Raw genomic sequence first — 14,981 nt, 5'->3', positions numbered from 1 at the left:
TATACCAAAAAAGCCCTTGGGTAAACCCAAGAGCTTAAATTTTTATAAATTTATCAAACTAGTAGAATACGTGGTTTCCAATTATAAGACCTTCTCTAGAACCAGCGCGTCTAAAGTGTGTACGTCCACCTGTAGGGTCTGCACCTGCCATAGCGTCCTGTGCTGCCTGAATGCAAGATGCCTTTGGTCCCTTTGAAATAACGGAAGACATACGTGATGTAGCAAACTGACCCTTCTGGAAGATAACGCCTTCGATGTTGTTTGTGTATGAACCACTGAGAACACGATTCATTACAACTGCACCTACTGCTACCTGACCATCGTAGCACTCGCTTCCTGCCTCAATCTGAATAATAGCTGCAAGAAGAGTAACGTCATCTGCTGAAGTAATAACTGCCTGCTTTGCTGCAGCTGCTTCTGCTGCTGCAATCTTAGCCTGCTCTGCCATAGCAGCCTGCTCTGCTGCCTTTTTAGCTGCTGCTTCCTCTGCTGCCTTCTGAGCTGCGGCCTCCTCCTCAAGAGTAATAGCCTCGCCTGTCTCCATATCTACGTCAACATAATCTGCCTTAACGTAGCCTGTCTTATTTCCAGAAGTAACAGCTATCCAGCCTTCTACTTCCTCTGCTTCATCATTTACCTCAAGCTTTGTTCCCTTAGAAACAACCTTGATAATCTTAGAGTCTTCTGAAGCCTCGCTTCTCATACGAAGACCATTAACGTCTGTAGTAGCATATGTATCGCATACGTCTAAAGCATACTCGTATGCATCGATACCTGTAATGCAATGCTCTGCTGAAACAAAACCGTGAGCATTTCCAGACTCAATTTCGTACCAACCATCAAATACATCTACTAATGTAGCGATGTCGTTTTTACGAAGTTTTCCTATAACCTCTGATGTCTGATCAGCATCCTCACGGATATAAAGGTAATCATTAATGTCCTTAGCCATTACCTTATCTGACCACTCATCATAAATATCATCATCAAATTTAACCTGATCTGAAGTAGCTGCAACTACAGAAACATCTGCAGACGCAGAAACTAAACCAGTACCAGCTGACGCGTCCATTGCTGAAACCGCAGAAAATACACCTGCTGTGCTAGCTGGCTGGATATCAACATTTGTTGTAACCTTTCTTTCTGAAGGGGCACAAACTACAGCTCCTGAGATTAAAAGTACCATGGCCACCGATAGAGCTGCTGACTGCATGGTTCGCTTGTTTAAATATTTCTTGTTCTTTGTACAGAATGAAGAAATGGTATTGCTGTTTCTAATCATAATCCTCCGCTTTTTAAATTTAGCTTTTTACAAAAAATACAAAATATTACAAACTTGTTACGTTGCTTAATATAGCATTGTTGCACAAAAAAGTCAAATTTTGGCCATTTGACTTTTAACAAAACCTTGATATTATAGTGTTTGTAGCCATTTTTAGTATGGTTTGTACAGATAAATAATTACGAGGATTTACATATGAAAACAATAGTAATGACAGGTGGTGGCACTGCCGGCCATGTCACACCAAATTTAGCTCTTGTTCCTTATTTAAAACAAGAAGGTTACGAGATATTCTACATTGGTTCCTATAATGGGATTGAAAAAAAGATGGTAGAAAACGCTGGAATTACCTATTATGGTATCTCTTCAGGAAAGCTTCGTCGCTATCACGATTGGCAGAATTTCACTGATCCTTTCCGTGTTATCAAGGGATTTTCTGAGGCTAATCAGCTTTTAAAGCATCTTAAGCCTGACGTGGTATTTTCAAAGGGCGGATTTGTTTCTGTTCCTGTTGTTATGGCTGCTGGACGTCAGCATATACCTGCCATCATCCATGAATCAGATATGACTCCAGGTCTTGCAAACAAACTTGCTATTCCTTTTGCCACAAAGGTTTGCTGCAATTTCCCTGAGACAATGAACTATCTTCCTAATGGAAAAGCTGTTCACACTGGCTCACCTATTCGCCAGGAACTTTTCACTGGTAATAAAGAAGCTGGACTTTCATTCTGCGGATTTAATAATGAAAAGCCTGTTATGCTCATTATGGGCGGCAGCATTGGTTCCCGTTTCATTAATAATGCAGTTTGGGAATCACTTGATACTCTTCTTGAGAAGTTCCAGATTGTTCACCTTGTAGGTAAAGGAAATATCAACAAGGAGTTTGAGGGCAAGGCAGGTTATCAACAATACGAATTCATTAGTGAACAGCTTAATGATATTTTTGCAATGACAGATTTGATGATTAGCCGCGCCGGCGCCAACTCTATCAGCGAAATCCTTGCATTAAAGATTCCTAACATCCTGATTCCACTTTCTGCAAAGGCCAGCCGTGGTGATCAGATTCTTAATGCTGAAAGCTATGAAAAGCAGGGATTTTCAACAGTTCTTCAGGAGGAAGACCTTACTGCAGAATTGCTTATCAACTCTGTTAACGATGTATTCGCACGTCGCGATGAAATCAAAGAAAAAATGGCATCCAGCAAGTTACTGGACGCCAATAAAACTATCATTGATTTGATTTTACATGCTTAATTTAGAAACAACTTCTTTTGTCTCTTCTTCGCTGAAGCTAAGGTGATCCCATTCCTTGATTGCCTTATCATCAACGTAACGTGGAATTACATGAATATGGAAATGGTGAACTGTCTGTCCGGCAGCTTCACCATTGTTCTGTAAAACATTCACTCCCGCACATCCAAGCTTATCCATCATATTTTTAGCAATCTTCTTTGCAAGTGGAAGTGCCTTTGCAGCCACCTCATCATCAATCTCAAAAATATTAGCAAAATGATTCTTTGGTAAGATAAGTGCATGTCCCTTTGTTGCTGGCGCTGCATCAAGAATTACCTTGAAATCATCATCCTCATAAATTGAGTTTGTAGGAATGTCTCCGTTTGCAAGCTTACAAAAAATACAATTGTTGTCCTTCATTTCATTATCCTCCATTTATTTAGTTAAAAGTAAATATCTCGTCGAGAGTTCTAAGGGTTCTAAAATTACCCTTTGCTGTCATATCACCTACAGAGAATGCTCTCTGGAAGGTCTCTCTGCCAGCCACGATGTTATCCATGATGCCGCTGTTGAGCTTCATGTAAACATCTATATTATCCTCTTTTCCATAGTGGCAATCCATCTGATCCCCGGAAATCCCAAGGAATAGTGGCTGTTCCTTGCCATCTATCATAAAGAGATATTTTGCTGCGAATTCTGGATTCCCCTTAAAGTGAATCTCAAAATCATTTATATATTCGTTGCTGCTGTCTTCCTGCTTTTTGCCCATCATGTCTCTGAACATGCTAGTGAGATCTGCAATATCAGCCTTCTGTGTCTGAACATATTCATCGTCAGAAACAAATTTTGAAAGCTGCTCAGACTCCTGAGGAGAAAGCTCCAACTGCTGTGTACGCAATATGCTTCTTGTAACCGCCTGATTGCTGGTAGGCAATCCTTTTGTATGCTGGGAAATTGTTCTGTAAAGAGTCTCCACCTTTTTTTCGATGATGTGAGCATACTCAGTGTTCTCTCTGAATTCCTTCACATCCTCCACATAGCCGCAGAAACCTGAGCATGGCAATCCTCCAAGAATCTCCCATGCATTTTCAAGAGTAACCATGGCTTCGCGCTCACCATAAGTGGTGGACATAACCACAGGCTGCATGTATGTGGTGGCAAGTGCGGTCTTGTCAGCATAGAGCCAGCAGGCATCCAAAAACTGATTCATGTATCCGCCGATTCCCAGCCATTCTACTGTGGTGGCAAGAATGATTCCATCTGCGTCCTTCAAAGTCTGTGGCAGCATGGAAATCGCATTCTTCTGCTCGTAGATGTTGTAAAGATGAACTTCAACCTGAAGCTCGGTAAGAACCTGCTCCATCTTGTTGATTACGTAAAGTGTAGGGTCTTCAAGCAGACCTCTACCGCCATAGTAAATGTTTACCTTCATAATCGCCCCCCGCGAACCTTCTCTCCCTTAATTTTAAGTATAGGGATTTTCCTCATCAAAATCAACGTAACCATCATTCTTCAAATTGTGAATTAATGTTGGTATTCCGTAACTTATAAATGTAAGAATAAAACCTGCTATCAAACCTCCCAAATGTCCCACATTGTCCGTTCCTGCTGTAGCGAACCCAAAATATAATGTAAGAACTGCCATGAAAATCATTCTCTTGGCGCTGATACCCTTATATCTTCCCTTATTTACAAGTACAACTATTATCATTCCACCAATAATGCCAAAGATGGCTCCCGATGCGCCTGCAACAATATCATTTTTCCCCATGAGACACATATAAAAGAACGACAAGAAGGAACCTGCCAGGCCAGAGCCCAAGTAGATTCCCACATATCTGGTGGTACCTACTGCTCGCTCGAAAATCTGCCCTAAAAGGAATAACAGCAGCATATTGTTAGCCAAGTGCTCTATTCCAAAGTGCATGAATGTGGCTGAAAACAAGCGGTACCACTCGTGATTATATAAAACGAGATACGGATTCATGGCGCCACTATATAACATAAAGGCGCCGTCCTCTGTATCTCCTTGAATTTCCAACACAATAAAGACAATTATATTAATTGCCACTAATAAAAATGTGATTGGACCGTTTTTTGGTTTTAAAAAATCTTCTTTATTACTTTTCACACTACGCAAGCATTTCCTGTGGCATTCTGCTGAGCAACTGGCTCATTGCCACCTTATGCTTATCCTCCATCTCTGTAAGTGGTAGTCTAAGACTACCTACATTAAATCCTAACATATTCATGGTGGATTTAACAGGGATAGGATTTACCTCGCAGAAAAGTGCATCCACAAGCTCGAGATAATCAAGCTGAAGCTTGCGTGCCTTATCTTCGTTGCCATTTAAATATTCCATAACCATGTCGTGTGTGCCCCTAGGTGCCACATTTGAAAGTACAGAAATAACTCCAACTCCGCCAAGGGAAAGAATTGGGACAATCTGATCATCGTTTCCAGCGTAAATATCAAGGCATCCTCTGCAAAGGCTTGCAAGCTTTGTAATCTGAGAAATGTTTCCACTTGCTTCCTTAATACCTACTATGTTTCTAAACTCGAGAGCAAGCTTCATAGCTGTCTCTGGAAGAATGTTGCAGCCTGTACGGCTAGGTACGTTGTACATGATAATAGGAAGATCTACTTCCTTAGCGATTGTCGAATAATGCTGGTATAAACCTTCCTGTGTAGCCTTGTTGTAAAAAGGTGTAACAATAAGAAGTCCGTCCGCACCAAGTGCTGCAATCTTCTTAGATAAATCGATAACAAGACGAGTGTTGTTTGCACCTGAGCCTGCGATTACAGGAACGCGGTGATTTACACGCTTTACAGTGTACTCAACTACTGAAAGCTTCTCCTCCTCGCTCATTGTAGCGGCCTCACCTGTAGTGCCGCATACGATAATCGCATCTGTTCCACCATCAATCTGTCTGTCAATAAGAGTTCCAAGCATGTCATAATTTATGGTTTCATCTTCATTGAATGGAGTTATAAGAGCTACTCCTGCACCTTTAAATAATGTCATTGCCATCCTCCTTAATAACATCGGCGATAAGCTCGCGCTCATCCATGTGGTGTTTTACACCCTTTATTTCCTGATAGTCCTCGTGGCCCTTGCCTGCAAGAACTACAATATCTCCCTCTTTTGCATTTACGAGGCAGTAACGAATAGCCTCCTTGCGGTCTGGGATTGTAACATACTCACCATCAGCCTTCTTTACGCCTGTAAGGATATCGTTAATGATGTCCATTGGCTCCTCGTTACGAGGGTTGTCTGATGTAATAACTGTAAGGTCAGCAAGCTTTGAGCTTACCTCACCCATCTCATATCTACGTGACTTTGCTCTGTTGCCACCGCAACCGAAGAGGCAAACAAGTCTGCCTGGGTCGTAAGCCTTAAGAGTTGTAAGAAGGCTCTCAAGTGCCATTGCGTTGTGAGCGTAGTCAATCATAACTGTAAACTTCTTTGAAACTGGAACAAGCTCAATACGTCCCTTTACGTGAACGTCCTTAAGAGCTGCCTTAATCTTGTCCTCAGCTACACCGAACTGCTTGCAGATAGCAACTGCAGTAAGTGAGTTGTAAACAGAGAATGTACCTGGAACGTTAACCTCAACGTCCATATTCTCCTGTCCTGAGATGTGATACTTAACACCAAGTGCACCGTGCTCTTTTAAAAGCTCTACATTCTCAGCAACAAGGTCATTGTCCTTGCCGTAACCATATTTAATAACGTCGCATGTGTGATTCTTTAAGATACCCTCGATGTGCTCGCTGTCACCATTGAAGATACCTGTCTTACACTGCTGGAAAAGTAAGCTCTTGCAGTGCATATAATCTTCGAAATCCTTGTGCTCATTGTCACCAATGTGATCTGGCTCAAGGTTTGTAAATACGCCAATGTCGAAAGTGAAGCCTGAAACTCTGTGAAGCATAAGAGCCTGTGAGCTTACTTCCATAACTACTGCATCAAGACCTGCGTCAACCATCTGACGGAAAAGCTCCTGAACGCGGTAAGACTCTGGAGTAGTGTTAACTGCTGGAATACGCTCCTCGCCTACGATAGACTCGATTGTACCGATAAGACCTGTCTTGATACCAGCCTTCTCAAGGATAGACTTAACCATGTATGTAGTAGTGGTCTTGCCCTTTGTTCCTGTGATACCGATTGTCTTAAGCTGCTCTGCTGGATGACCAAAGTATGCAGCTGATGTATAAGCAAGTGCCTGACGGCTGTTTGCCACCTTGATATATGTAACGCCATCTACTGGCTCAACGTCCTTCTCAATGATGATTACGCTGGCACCCTTTTCGATTACATCAGGGATGAAATCGTGTGCATCTCTTACTGTACCTGAGATACAAACAAATACGCTGTCCTTCTCTACTTTTCTTGAATCATATGTAAGTGTAGTGATGTCGCGGTCAAGCTCACCTGCATATAATTCGTAATCTAATCTATCTAAAAGCTCTACTAATTTCATTTTAAATCTCTCCATTAAATACTTCAGTTGCTGGTCCTGTCATGAATACGTGGTTTGTCGCGCGGTCGTATTCGATTGTCAAATCTCCACCACGAAGGTGAACAAGAACCTTATCATCAGTCTTTCCATTTAAGATACAAGCCATAACTGTGGCGCATGTACCTGTGCCGCATGCCCAAGTCTCAGCTGAGCCACGCTCCCAAACTCGCATGTTTGCCTCAGTTCTAGAAAGAACCTGAACGAACTCTGTATTTGTACGCTTAGGGAAGCGCTCATGATTCTCAAACTGTGGTCCGTACTTCTCAAGCTCGAAGTGCTCTGTGTCATCTACGAATACTACTGCGTGTGGGTTACCCATTGAAACGCATGTCATATTCCATGTTTTTCCACCAACCTCGATTGGCTCGTCGATTACCTTGTCGCCATCGGCTACTACTGGAATCTGTGAAGGCTCAAGGATTGGCTCACCCATATCTACTCGAACCTGCTCTACCTTTCCGTTCTCTACGAAAAGTGTGAGATATTTAATACCTGCTCCTGACTCAACAGAAATCTCTGTCTTGTCTGTGAGCTTGTGATCGTAAACGTATTTTGCTACGCAGCGGATTCCGTTGCCGCACATCTCTGCCTCTGAACCATCTGCGTTATATATTCTCATTCTGAAATCTGCTACGTCTGAAGGGCCGATTGTGATGAGGCCGTCTGAGCCGATTCCGAAGTGTCTGTCGCTAACTTTAATAGAAACTGCTGCAGGATCTTCAATCTTTTCCTCGAAAAGATTTACATATACATAGTCGTTTCCGCAGCCGTGCATTTTAGTAAATTTCATAAGCTATCCTTTCTAGTCGTTGATAGTTCTACTGATAGTTATTCATTCTAAGGTCAGTATACTCCGCACTTTTAACTATGTTAAGGACTGTTAGTGCCTATTATGTTGCAAATAGTGCTATTTGGATTTATACTCAAGCTAGGATATTACTATGGAATTGTGAAGAAAGGATGACGCCATGACTGAATACAGCAAAAAAGGTTACCTGTATTCCAACTTCAAAATCTTCCATCTTTCAGACTCAAATCTTGGAGAAATCGATTTTCACTACCACGATTTCCACAAGGTTTTAATTCACTTGTCCGGAAATACATCCTATTCTATAGAAGGTCAGACCTTTGATTTACAGGCAGATGATATTGTTTTTGTAAATGCAGGGGAAGTTCATCGACCTATTTTTCACGATGACTCCACCTATGAACGTATCATTATTTATATTTCCAAGGAATTTTTGGCTGAATATAGCCGCGATGAAAATGATTTATCTTATTGCTTTAGAAATGCCATGGAAAACAATTCCCATGTATTAAGACTGCGCTCTTTTAAGAATTCCAGAGTGGCTGCTTCTGTAAATAAGCTCATCAATAATCTTGGTAAAGATGAATATGCCAACGAGCTCTTCATGCAGGTTCTGTTTTTGGAATTTATGGTAGAGCTTAATCGTGCTGCCATCAGCGATGAGGTAGAGTATCTTTCTACCAACTACGCGGGAACAAAGATTAATTCTATTATTCAATATATAAATGAAAATTTGGCTTCGGATTTGTCGGTAGATATTTTGGCTTCCAAGTTCTTCCTGTCTCGTTATTATCTCATGCACACATTCAAAGACGAGACAGGCTACACTATTGGAAATTACATAACAATGAAGCGCCTTTCCCTTGCCCAGTCCCTCATAGACTCTGGCACATCCATCGTGGAAGCCAGCGAGCAGGCAGGCTTCGGCACCTACTCCACTTTCCTTAGGGCATACAAAAAGACCTATGGCACCAGCCCCCGCAAGAAAGCTGAGTCACAGGCCTCATTATCGTTTTAAAATTATTTTACTGCCAGGTACTCCCCAATATCTCTCAGATTTAGTTCTCCTGGATTGATGAGCAAAAGATAAATAATCTTATTGTTTGATTTGTCCATCAGGGCATATTCATGTATATCTGCTTTATCCACATCACTCATAATATCTTCTGGAAGACCTTCTACCTTGCCTGCACGAACTACATATGCAGGATAATTATAATCCGAGTTGTTATATGTGGCACAGGAATACTCTTCATCCTTTAATCTGTCTTCTTCAGCTTTATAATCTTCTTCTGAATACTCTGCTTCCAAAAATACATAGCCTGAATCATCATCCCTGCTATATCTAAAACGCCCATCCTTTACGTTATTAATATCCTTAGGAAAAGCTAATAATCCTGAAATACCTTCGAAGGCATTTTCTAATTCCACTTTATTATAGGCGCCTAATCCATAAACAGCGCTATGTCCGTTATATGCCGGCACCTGATATATGTTATAAGCAGTACTATCCTCGTAAGTAGTATTCAAATGGCTCCCATTTTTTAGCGTCAAACTTTCCTCGTAATCATTTGGAAGATATTCTTGTGGAATCTTTTTCAAACTTTTCTCTGAGTTTTTAAAAGCTACGTAGATATAAGCTATGCTGTCATCTCCCAAATCCAATGCGTACTCATAAGAAAAATCATTATGGTCTATTGCAATATAAGCAGGGTAGGCAAATCTATCTGAATTATCATAAATCAGTGTCTTTTTTCTGTCGTCATAGGTAGTGTATGTCTTTTCCACAGAACTAAGTCTGTCTATCTCGCTCTTATAGTCCTCATCACTGTACTGGCACTTAAGATATACCTCGTAAGTAGGGTCATCCCATGTATCCTGAAATGAATTATAAAACTCTGGCTTTGTGTCCTGGTTAAATGCGCTGGCTGGAATTTCTTTAGGGAACGTAATAAATTCTGTTCTAGCCTTACCGTATTCTCTGGTCAAATTCTCTTCCATCGTCTGTTCATATTTATCTACATTTTTGGTAACCTTTGGTGGGCCTCCAAAAAAGAACAATAAGAGAAATATAAAGATAACCGCAATTACGGTAATGATTCCAATAATTAGTCCACCTACAATACCTATTGCTATTTTTGTACCTTTTTTCTTTAACATATCCTTCTCCTTTTATTTAAGAATTCATAGAAATAAACATCAACCAAATGATAAATGCCAAAAAGGCTAACAGTGGTATTCCAACACCTATAGCCATTCCTATTACATAGTGCTTATACCTCTTTATACCTTTTACAAATGCAGCATCGTTTTCTTCTATCTGCACTTGTCCTTCAGCCAGTTCGGATTTTAACTGACCGAGTTTTTTCCTGCATGCCTCGCAGCTTTCCAGATGAATTTCCACCGCTTCATTTACAGAATCCGATAATATTTCATCCAGATACGATGGCAACAAATCTTCTATTATTTTGCACGGTACCTTATTCTTTTCCATTACAACACCCCATTCACAAGTATATAGGTGTAAATTACTAGTCCGATTACCACTATCACAAGGTAGCCCAGAACTATTAACACCATTTTTCCTATACTGTTAATCCTGAATTTTTTCTTATAAGTTGACCGCTGATTCTCCACAACAACTTCACCAACCATTGCCTCGTACAAATCCCTGCACTCCTGACATTCCTTAATATGCTCTTCGATAAACTGATTGGTCTCAATTGATGCTTTCTTATCTATATAACCAGGAAGAAGATCATTAACTAATTCACATTCAAATCTATTCATAGTTACTCATCTCCTTTCCTATTTTTGCCTTAGCTCTGTAAAAGGTCACTCTGGCCCAGTTTTCTGTTTTATTTAAAAGCTCCCCTATCTCTTTAAAGGACAGCTCACCAGTCAATCTAAACAACACTACATCCTTTGTCTGGGCATCTAGCTTTTCTATGCTTTCATATAAGACCTTGTTTGTTTCTTCCTTGATGTACATTTCTTCAACCAGTTCTCCAGCTGAAACATTCATTAATTCATCTAATGGCACCTGTTTATACTTCTTTGATTTGTCTAAGTACTGCCAAAATGTGTACTTTGCTATCTGGCACAACCAGGTCGAAACCTTACAATCACCACGAAAGCTTTTAATATTTTTTATTGCTCTATAGAAAGTTTCCTGTGTTAAGTCTTCTGCCAAATCTTTATTTCCATTAGTCAGAGTAAGAAGGTACCCCAGCACCAGTGGATAATATTCTTCGCAAATTTTCTTTATATTCACCCCAGGGCAACCTCCTTTCTTTTGTTCTAATAGATTAGTCTATTATTTTTATATTTCGTTACATAAAATTTATTTTTTTATCTAAAAAAGGTCTATGATATATCCCGCTAAAAAGATAATCACAGACCTTTTGGTGATATTTTTATTTATTAGTTATCCTGACCGAAGATTGCTCTCTTGTTCTTATCAAGTGCTGTCTTAAGGATAAATCCAAGGATGCACACGCTGATAACTTCTCCGATACCAACTGTCACAACCAGGAACCAGTATGCATCTTCAACCATGTAAGCATAACGAAGAACAAATGGTACAATCGCCATGTTTGCAATTACTGGTGGCAATGTAAAAATGAACTTTGTCTTTCTAAGGAAATATGTTCCAAAGGCTCCAATAAGTGTTGCAAGGCTTCCGAAAATAATATCCCAGATGACACATCCATTTATAATATTCGAAATAAGACATCCTACAAACAATCCTGGGATGGCTGCAGGTGTGAAAATAGGGAGAATGCAAAGTGCCTCTGAAAATCTAACTTGAATAGCTCCATTTGCAAGGCCCAGTACGTTTGCCACCCATGTAAGTACCACATAAAGGGCTGCAATCATGGCTCCCTGTGTAATCAATAAAATCTTATTTCTGTTTTTGTTCTCGTTATTACTCAATTTCTTTTATACTCCTATCTGCTCAATTTCATCGATAATACTTCCGATGTAATCGATTGTATCAAGAAGCGCTGCATCTGTTGTCACATCAACACCAGCCATCTTTGCAAACTCTACTGGAGTCACTGTACCACCTGCTGCAAGTGTCTTCTTCCAATCTTCGACAGCAGGCTGACCCTCTTTGAGGATTCTCTTCATAACCTGCGTCGCGATAGTAAGACTAGCACTATAGCTGTAAGAATACAAGCCCATATAATAATGTGGCTGTCTCATCCATGTAAGCTCACAGCCCCCAGTGAGCTCTACTTCGTCGCCCCAGAACTTTTTAAGGACGTTTTTATAGATTTCATTTAATGTCTCAGCTGGCACTGCTTCACCCTTATCAACAAGCTTATATACCTCGCGCTGATAAGCTGCCTCCAGAAGATGTGTAACAAAATTGTGGTAGTAAGTATTTGAAATCTGTGAAGCAAGGACCCATCTACGGAAGCGCTTGTCATCACCACTTTTGCTCTTAAGATACTCTGCCATAAGGAGCTCATTGATAGTAGAAGGCGCCTCAACGACATAGTTTGAAACCTCTACATCAAGTGCACTCTGGGCCTTGCCGCAGGCTGCAAAATGTCCTGCATGACCAAGCTCATGAGCAAGTGTGAATACATCACTCATTCTGTCGTTCCAAGATAGAAGGATGTATGAACCCTTCTGGTATGGGCTGGCACAGAAACCACCTGTTGATTTACCGATGTTCTGGGCAAAGTCAACCCATCTCTCCTTATATGCTGTCTCAAGCATTTCCTTATACTCAGGACCCATGATTGAAAGACCGTCTATGATGTATTCCTTTGACTTCTCGATAGTAACCTGTGGGTCGTAATCTGGATCTAAAGCAATCTTTAAATCTGCATATGTCATCTTTTCAAGACCGTTTGCTTCTTTTAAAAGACGTGCATACTTTCTCATGTGAGGAGCAAGCTTTTCCATGATTAAATCTATCTGACGGTCATACATTTCACGGGTTACCTTCTGCTCAAAAAGAAGATAATCTAAAACACTATCGTATTTACGTAATTCAGAAATAGTCTTTTCTGTTCTAACATGGCTACCATAAACTGTAGCGGTTGTGTACATATACTCACGGATTTTCTTTGAGAAAGCATCAAATGCTGCTCTACGAACCTCTGTATCTCTTTCATATTCATAGTTATCTTCAAATAATGAATAGCCAAGAGGATGCTTCTCTCCATTTGCTTCAAAATCAGGGAACTGAATATCAGCAAGCTTGCTTGTCTCATATATTTTATATGGAGCTTCAATTGTATCTCTAAGAGCTGCTATTGCTGCTTCTGTCTCTGGTGTAAGACGGTGTGGTCGCTGACGCTCAACATCTTCTAAGTAATGCTTACCAACTGTTGCTGAGTTAATGGCCTCCTCGATTAATTCCTTTGGAGCCTCTGCCAACTCACTGTCTACAAAGGATACAGTGCTAAGTGCTCTTGAAAACTCACTCATGACAAGAGCTTGCTCCTTCTGAGCATCAGCATTTGTGTAATCTACAGACACATTTAACTCTACATAGTTATATAAGTGGTCTGCCATAACATTCCACTGATTGAGCTTATCCATGCAATCATTAATTGCCTCAGCTGATGTAAGCTTTCCTTTATATTCCTTTTCCATGTCAGATGTCAGTTTCTTGAATTCCTCAAGCGCTGACATAAGCTCCTTAGATGACTTAAAAAGTCTTGATGTATCCCATGTTAATTCAACTGGGACTTCACTTCTTTTTTTCAATGTTTCTGCCATTATTCTTCTCCTATCTTAATTATCTGTATTGTAAATTTTTGCTACTGCTTTTCTGTTTCCACCGATGATGACTACCGCTGCTGCAACTGCAATCAGGTTAAATACTAAAATAACTATTCTTGCGTCAACAATCTCTGCTATAGCTCCTGCTATCATCTCACCAACCAGCATTCCACCTGTCATAAGAATAAAGAATACTCCGTTGAATCTTCCCTTCTTCTCATCTGGAACATAATTCTGAGTAGAAGATATTCTAATTGTATAACTTGTCACGCCTGCCAATCCTGCCATAAATGACATAACCATGGCTATCTTTATCGGCATGAAAGGGTATGAACCTTCGAATATACCTATAAATACATAAATGAACATCGCAAATGCGAATTTATATTTTACAGGTATTTTTGCTTTATAGTGAATCCCTCCACCTAATGCTCTTCCAACGAAGGCTGCACCAAATACTATAACATAAATGTACTCACCGTTTGTAAAATTCCCTTTATAAAAAGGTAAAAGCAATACGTCTTGTGCTCCACATGCCATCATATTGAAAAGGAAATATATTGCGATGGCGAGTAATCCTGGCTCACCTTTCAGATATTCCAAACCTTCTTTAATATCTAGCAACATTCTCTTTCCGCTGCTTACCTCTTCTCTGGTTTCTGCTTTTCTTTTTTCTATGTATTCCTCTTCATGCTCAATCTGCGTCTCAAATATAGCCGCAATTAAAAAAGTAACCGCATTCATCACCATTAATGGTCCGATTCCGACGAGATTATAAATAAATGTCGCCACAGGAACCATTACCACAGTCATAGTTTCAAGCATGGAAGAAATAGAATATGCCTTCTGGTAATTTCCCTCTGTAATTAATAAAGGATAAAAGCTGTCATAAGCAACCATGTAGGTACTTTGAATTCCTCCAAGTAAGAAACAAATTCCAGCAAATAAAGGGAAATTAAATGTCCCAGATATAAGCAATATTGCCATAATTAAATACACCCCTGCACTAATAAAATCCAGTGTGTAAATCATCTTCTTTCTAGAAAATCTATCCAATATTGCACCCGAAATAATTGGTGCAATAAGCTGTGGCAATGTAAACATAACCATATAAACAGCATAAAGCATAGGTGAATTAGTATAATCCAACACCATTAGACTCATAGCAAATCCAACCATTGAGTTTCCCAACATCGAAACTACACTTCCTATGGTAATGATTGTATAATCTCTAGTCCATAAGGTGTTTTTATTATTCGTTTGATTTGTAATAGTACAGTCCGTCATAAGTCCTCCTATGTAAGCCAGCGTCTCCTTGCGTAAAAAAGCATAAAGAAAACCCCTTGAAGAATAATTACTTCAAGGGGTTGGTTTCGTAAATACGATAAT

Annotated in this window: 16 protein-coding genes; 2 read left to right on the top strand and 14 right to left on the bottom strand. The window is 40.1% G+C overall.

Annotated elements, in window-relative coordinates:
- Positions 1 to 58: 58 nt before the first annotated feature.
- Entirely contained in the window at positions 59 to 1,282 is a 1,224-nt protein-coding gene (locus tag G592_RS15955; RefSeq protein ID WP_051194815.1) for a cell wall hydrolase, read from the bottom strand.
- A gap of 195 nt (positions 1,283 to 1,477) precedes the next feature.
- Between G592_RS15955 and G592_RS0107940 the strand changes: the two genes are divergently transcribed.
- Positions 1,478 to 2,536 carry an undecaprenyldiphospho-muramoylpentapeptide beta-N-acetylglucosaminyltransferase gene (locus G592_RS0107940; protein WP_028247358.1) on the top strand — a complete coding sequence of 353 codons (1,059 nt, stop codon included), beginning with the start codon at positions 1,478 to 1,480 and terminating at the stop codon, positions 2,534 to 2,536.
- Here G592_RS0107940 and G592_RS0107935 read toward each other — a convergent pair.
- The 6 genes from G592_RS0107935 to dapF form a co-directional block, all read right to left on the bottom strand.
- Positions 2,525 to 2,935, bottom strand: coding sequence for an HIT family protein (locus tag G592_RS0107935; RefSeq protein WP_028247357.1), 411 nt, complete (start codon positions 2,933 to 2,935; stop codon positions 2,525 to 2,527). The genes G592_RS0107940 and G592_RS0107935 overlap by 12 nt on opposite strands.
- 19 nt (positions 2,936 to 2,954) lie before the next feature.
- Positions 2,955 to 3,947: a hypothetical protein gene (locus tag G592_RS0107930; protein WP_028247356.1), complete on the bottom strand. Its 993-nt coding sequence runs from the start codon at positions 3,945 to 3,947 to the stop codon at positions 2,955 to 2,957.
- Positions 3,948 to 3,980: 33 nt separating this feature from the next.
- Positions 3,981 to 4,520: a rhomboid family intramembrane serine protease gene (locus G592_RS15950; protein ID WP_051194835.1), complete on the bottom strand. Its 540-nt coding sequence runs from the start codon at positions 4,518 to 4,520 to the stop codon at positions 3,981 to 3,983.
- A gap of 127 nt (positions 4,521 to 4,647) precedes the next feature.
- On the bottom strand, positions 4,648 to 5,541 hold the full coding sequence (gene dapA, locus G592_RS0107920; protein WP_028247355.1) for a 4-hydroxy-tetrahydrodipicolinate synthase: 894 nt from the start codon (positions 5,539 to 5,541) through the stop codon (positions 4,648 to 4,650).
- The gene (locus G592_RS0107915; protein ID WP_028247354.1) at positions 5,528 to 7,000 is read right to left on the bottom strand and encodes a UDP-N-acetylmuramoyl-L-alanyl-D-glutamate--2,6-diaminopimelate ligase; all 1,473 of its coding nucleotides are present in this window, start codon (positions 6,998 to 7,000) and stop codon (positions 5,528 to 5,530) included. Before G592_RS0107915 ends, dapA begins: the two co-directional genes overlap by 14 nt.
- Position 7,001: 1 nt before the next feature.
- On the bottom strand, positions 7,002 to 7,829 hold the full coding sequence (gene dapF, locus G592_RS0107910; protein WP_028247353.1) for a diaminopimelate epimerase: 828 nt from the start codon (positions 7,827 to 7,829) through the stop codon (positions 7,002 to 7,004).
- A 178-nt stretch (positions 7,830 to 8,007) separates the two neighbouring features.
- Between dapF and G592_RS0107905 the strand changes: the two genes are divergently transcribed.
- On the top strand, positions 8,008 to 8,865 hold the full coding sequence (locus G592_RS0107905; protein ID WP_028247352.1) for an AraC family transcriptional regulator: 858 nt from the start codon (positions 8,008 to 8,010) through the stop codon (positions 8,863 to 8,865).
- Between the two features lie 2 nt (positions 8,866 to 8,867).
- Here G592_RS0107905 and G592_RS0107900 read toward each other — a convergent pair whose 3' ends face one another.
- From G592_RS0107900 to G592_RS0107870, 7 genes are all read right to left on the bottom strand, one after another.
- Positions 8,868 to 10,007: a hypothetical protein gene (locus G592_RS0107900; RefSeq protein ID WP_028247351.1), complete on the bottom strand. Its 1,140-nt coding sequence runs from the start codon at positions 10,005 to 10,007 to the stop codon at positions 8,868 to 8,870.
- A gap of 16 nt (positions 10,008 to 10,023) precedes the next feature.
- Positions 10,024 to 10,341 (bottom strand): zf-HC2 domain-containing protein, encoded by a 318-nt coding sequence (locus tag G592_RS0107895; protein ID WP_028247350.1) that lies wholly within the window; start codon positions 10,339 to 10,341, stop codon positions 10,024 to 10,026.
- Positions 10,341 to 10,637 (bottom strand): zf-HC2 domain-containing protein, encoded by a 297-nt coding sequence (locus tag G592_RS15945; protein ID WP_051194814.1) that lies wholly within the window; start codon positions 10,635 to 10,637, stop codon positions 10,341 to 10,343. The genes G592_RS0107895 and G592_RS15945 overlap by 1 nt, the downstream gene beginning before the upstream one ends.
- The gene (locus G592_RS0107885; protein ID WP_028247349.1) at positions 10,630 to 11,121 is read right to left on the bottom strand and encodes an RNA polymerase sigma factor; all 492 of its coding nucleotides are present in this window, start codon (positions 11,119 to 11,121) and stop codon (positions 10,630 to 10,632) included. The genes G592_RS15945 and G592_RS0107885 overlap by 8 nt, the downstream gene beginning before the upstream one ends.
- A gap of 149 nt (positions 11,122 to 11,270) precedes the next feature.
- The gene (locus G592_RS0107880; RefSeq protein ID WP_028247348.1) at positions 11,271 to 11,783 is read right to left on the bottom strand and encodes a QueT transporter family protein; all 513 of its coding nucleotides are present in this window, start codon (positions 11,781 to 11,783) and stop codon (positions 11,271 to 11,273) included.
- A gap of 6 nt (positions 11,784 to 11,789) precedes the next feature.
- On the bottom strand, positions 11,790 to 13,589 hold the full coding sequence (gene pepF, locus G592_RS0107875) for an oligoendopeptidase F (protein ID WP_028247347.1): 1,800 nt from the start codon (positions 13,587 to 13,589) through the stop codon (positions 11,790 to 11,792).
- A gap of 15 nt (positions 13,590 to 13,604) precedes the next feature.
- Complete coding sequence (locus tag G592_RS0107870) at positions 13,605 to 14,879, bottom strand: MFS transporter (RefSeq protein ID WP_081660344.1); 1,275 nt, start codon at positions 14,877 to 14,879, stop codon at positions 13,605 to 13,607.
- Positions 14,880 to 14,981: the final 102 nt, after the last annotated feature.

The organism is Pseudobutyrivibrio ruminis CF1b, from assembly GCF_000424005.1.
Taxonomy (GTDB): domain Bacteria; phylum Bacillota; class Clostridia; order Lachnospirales; family Lachnospiraceae; genus Pseudobutyrivibrio; species Pseudobutyrivibrio ruminis_C.
The sequence above is the reverse complement of the archived record's forward strand: the minus strand, read 5'-3'. Positions and strand labels throughout refer to the sequence as shown.

Coding starts and splice junctions, on each gene's coding strand:
- dapA (WP_028247355.1), bottom strand. CDS start 5,541: ATGACATTATTTAAAGGTGCAGGAGTAGCTCTTATAACTCCATTCAAT.
- G592_RS15945 (WP_051194814.1), bottom strand. CDS start 10,637: ATGAATAGATTTGAATGTGAATTAGTTAATGATCTTCTTCCTGGTTAT.
- G592_RS0107930 (WP_028247356.1), bottom strand. CDS start 3,947: ATGAAGGTAAACATTTACTATGGCGGTAGAGGTCTGCTTGAAGACCCT.
- G592_RS0107905 (WP_028247352.1), top strand. CDS start 8,008: ATGACTGAATACAGCAAAAAAGGTTACCTGTATTCCAACTTCAAAATC.
- G592_RS15950 (WP_051194835.1), bottom strand. CDS start 4,520: ATGTTATATAGTGGCGCCATGAATCCGTATCTCGTTTTATATAATCAC.
- G592_RS0107870 (WP_081660344.1), bottom strand. CDS start 14,879: ATGACGGACTGTACTATTACAAATCAAACGAATAATAAAAACACCTTA.
- G592_RS0107915 (WP_028247354.1), bottom strand. CDS start 7,000: ATGAAATTAGTAGAGCTTTTAGATAGATTAGATTACGAATTATATGCA.
- G592_RS0107900 (WP_028247351.1), bottom strand. CDS start 10,007: ATGTTAAAGAAAAAAGGTACAAAAATAGCAATAGGTATTGTAGGTGGA.
- G592_RS0107940 (WP_028247358.1), top strand. CDS start 1,478: ATGAAAACAATAGTAATGACAGGTGGTGGCACTGCCGGCCATGTCACA.
- G592_RS0107895 (WP_028247350.1), bottom strand. CDS start 10,341: ATGGAAAAGAATAAGGTACCGTGCAAAATAATAGAAGATTTGTTGCCA.
- pepF (WP_028247347.1), bottom strand. CDS start 13,589: ATGGCAGAAACATTGAAAAAAAGAAGTGAAGTCCCAGTTGAATTAACA.
- G592_RS0107935 (WP_028247357.1), bottom strand. CDS start 2,935: ATGAAGGACAACAATTGTATTTTTTGTAAGCTTGCAAACGGAGACATT.
- dapF (WP_028247353.1), bottom strand. CDS start 7,829: ATGAAATTTACTAAAATGCACGGCTGCGGAAACGACTATGTATATGTA.
- G592_RS15955 (WP_051194815.1), bottom strand. CDS start 1,282: ATGATTAGAAACAGCAATACCATTTCTTCATTCTGTACAAAGAACAAG.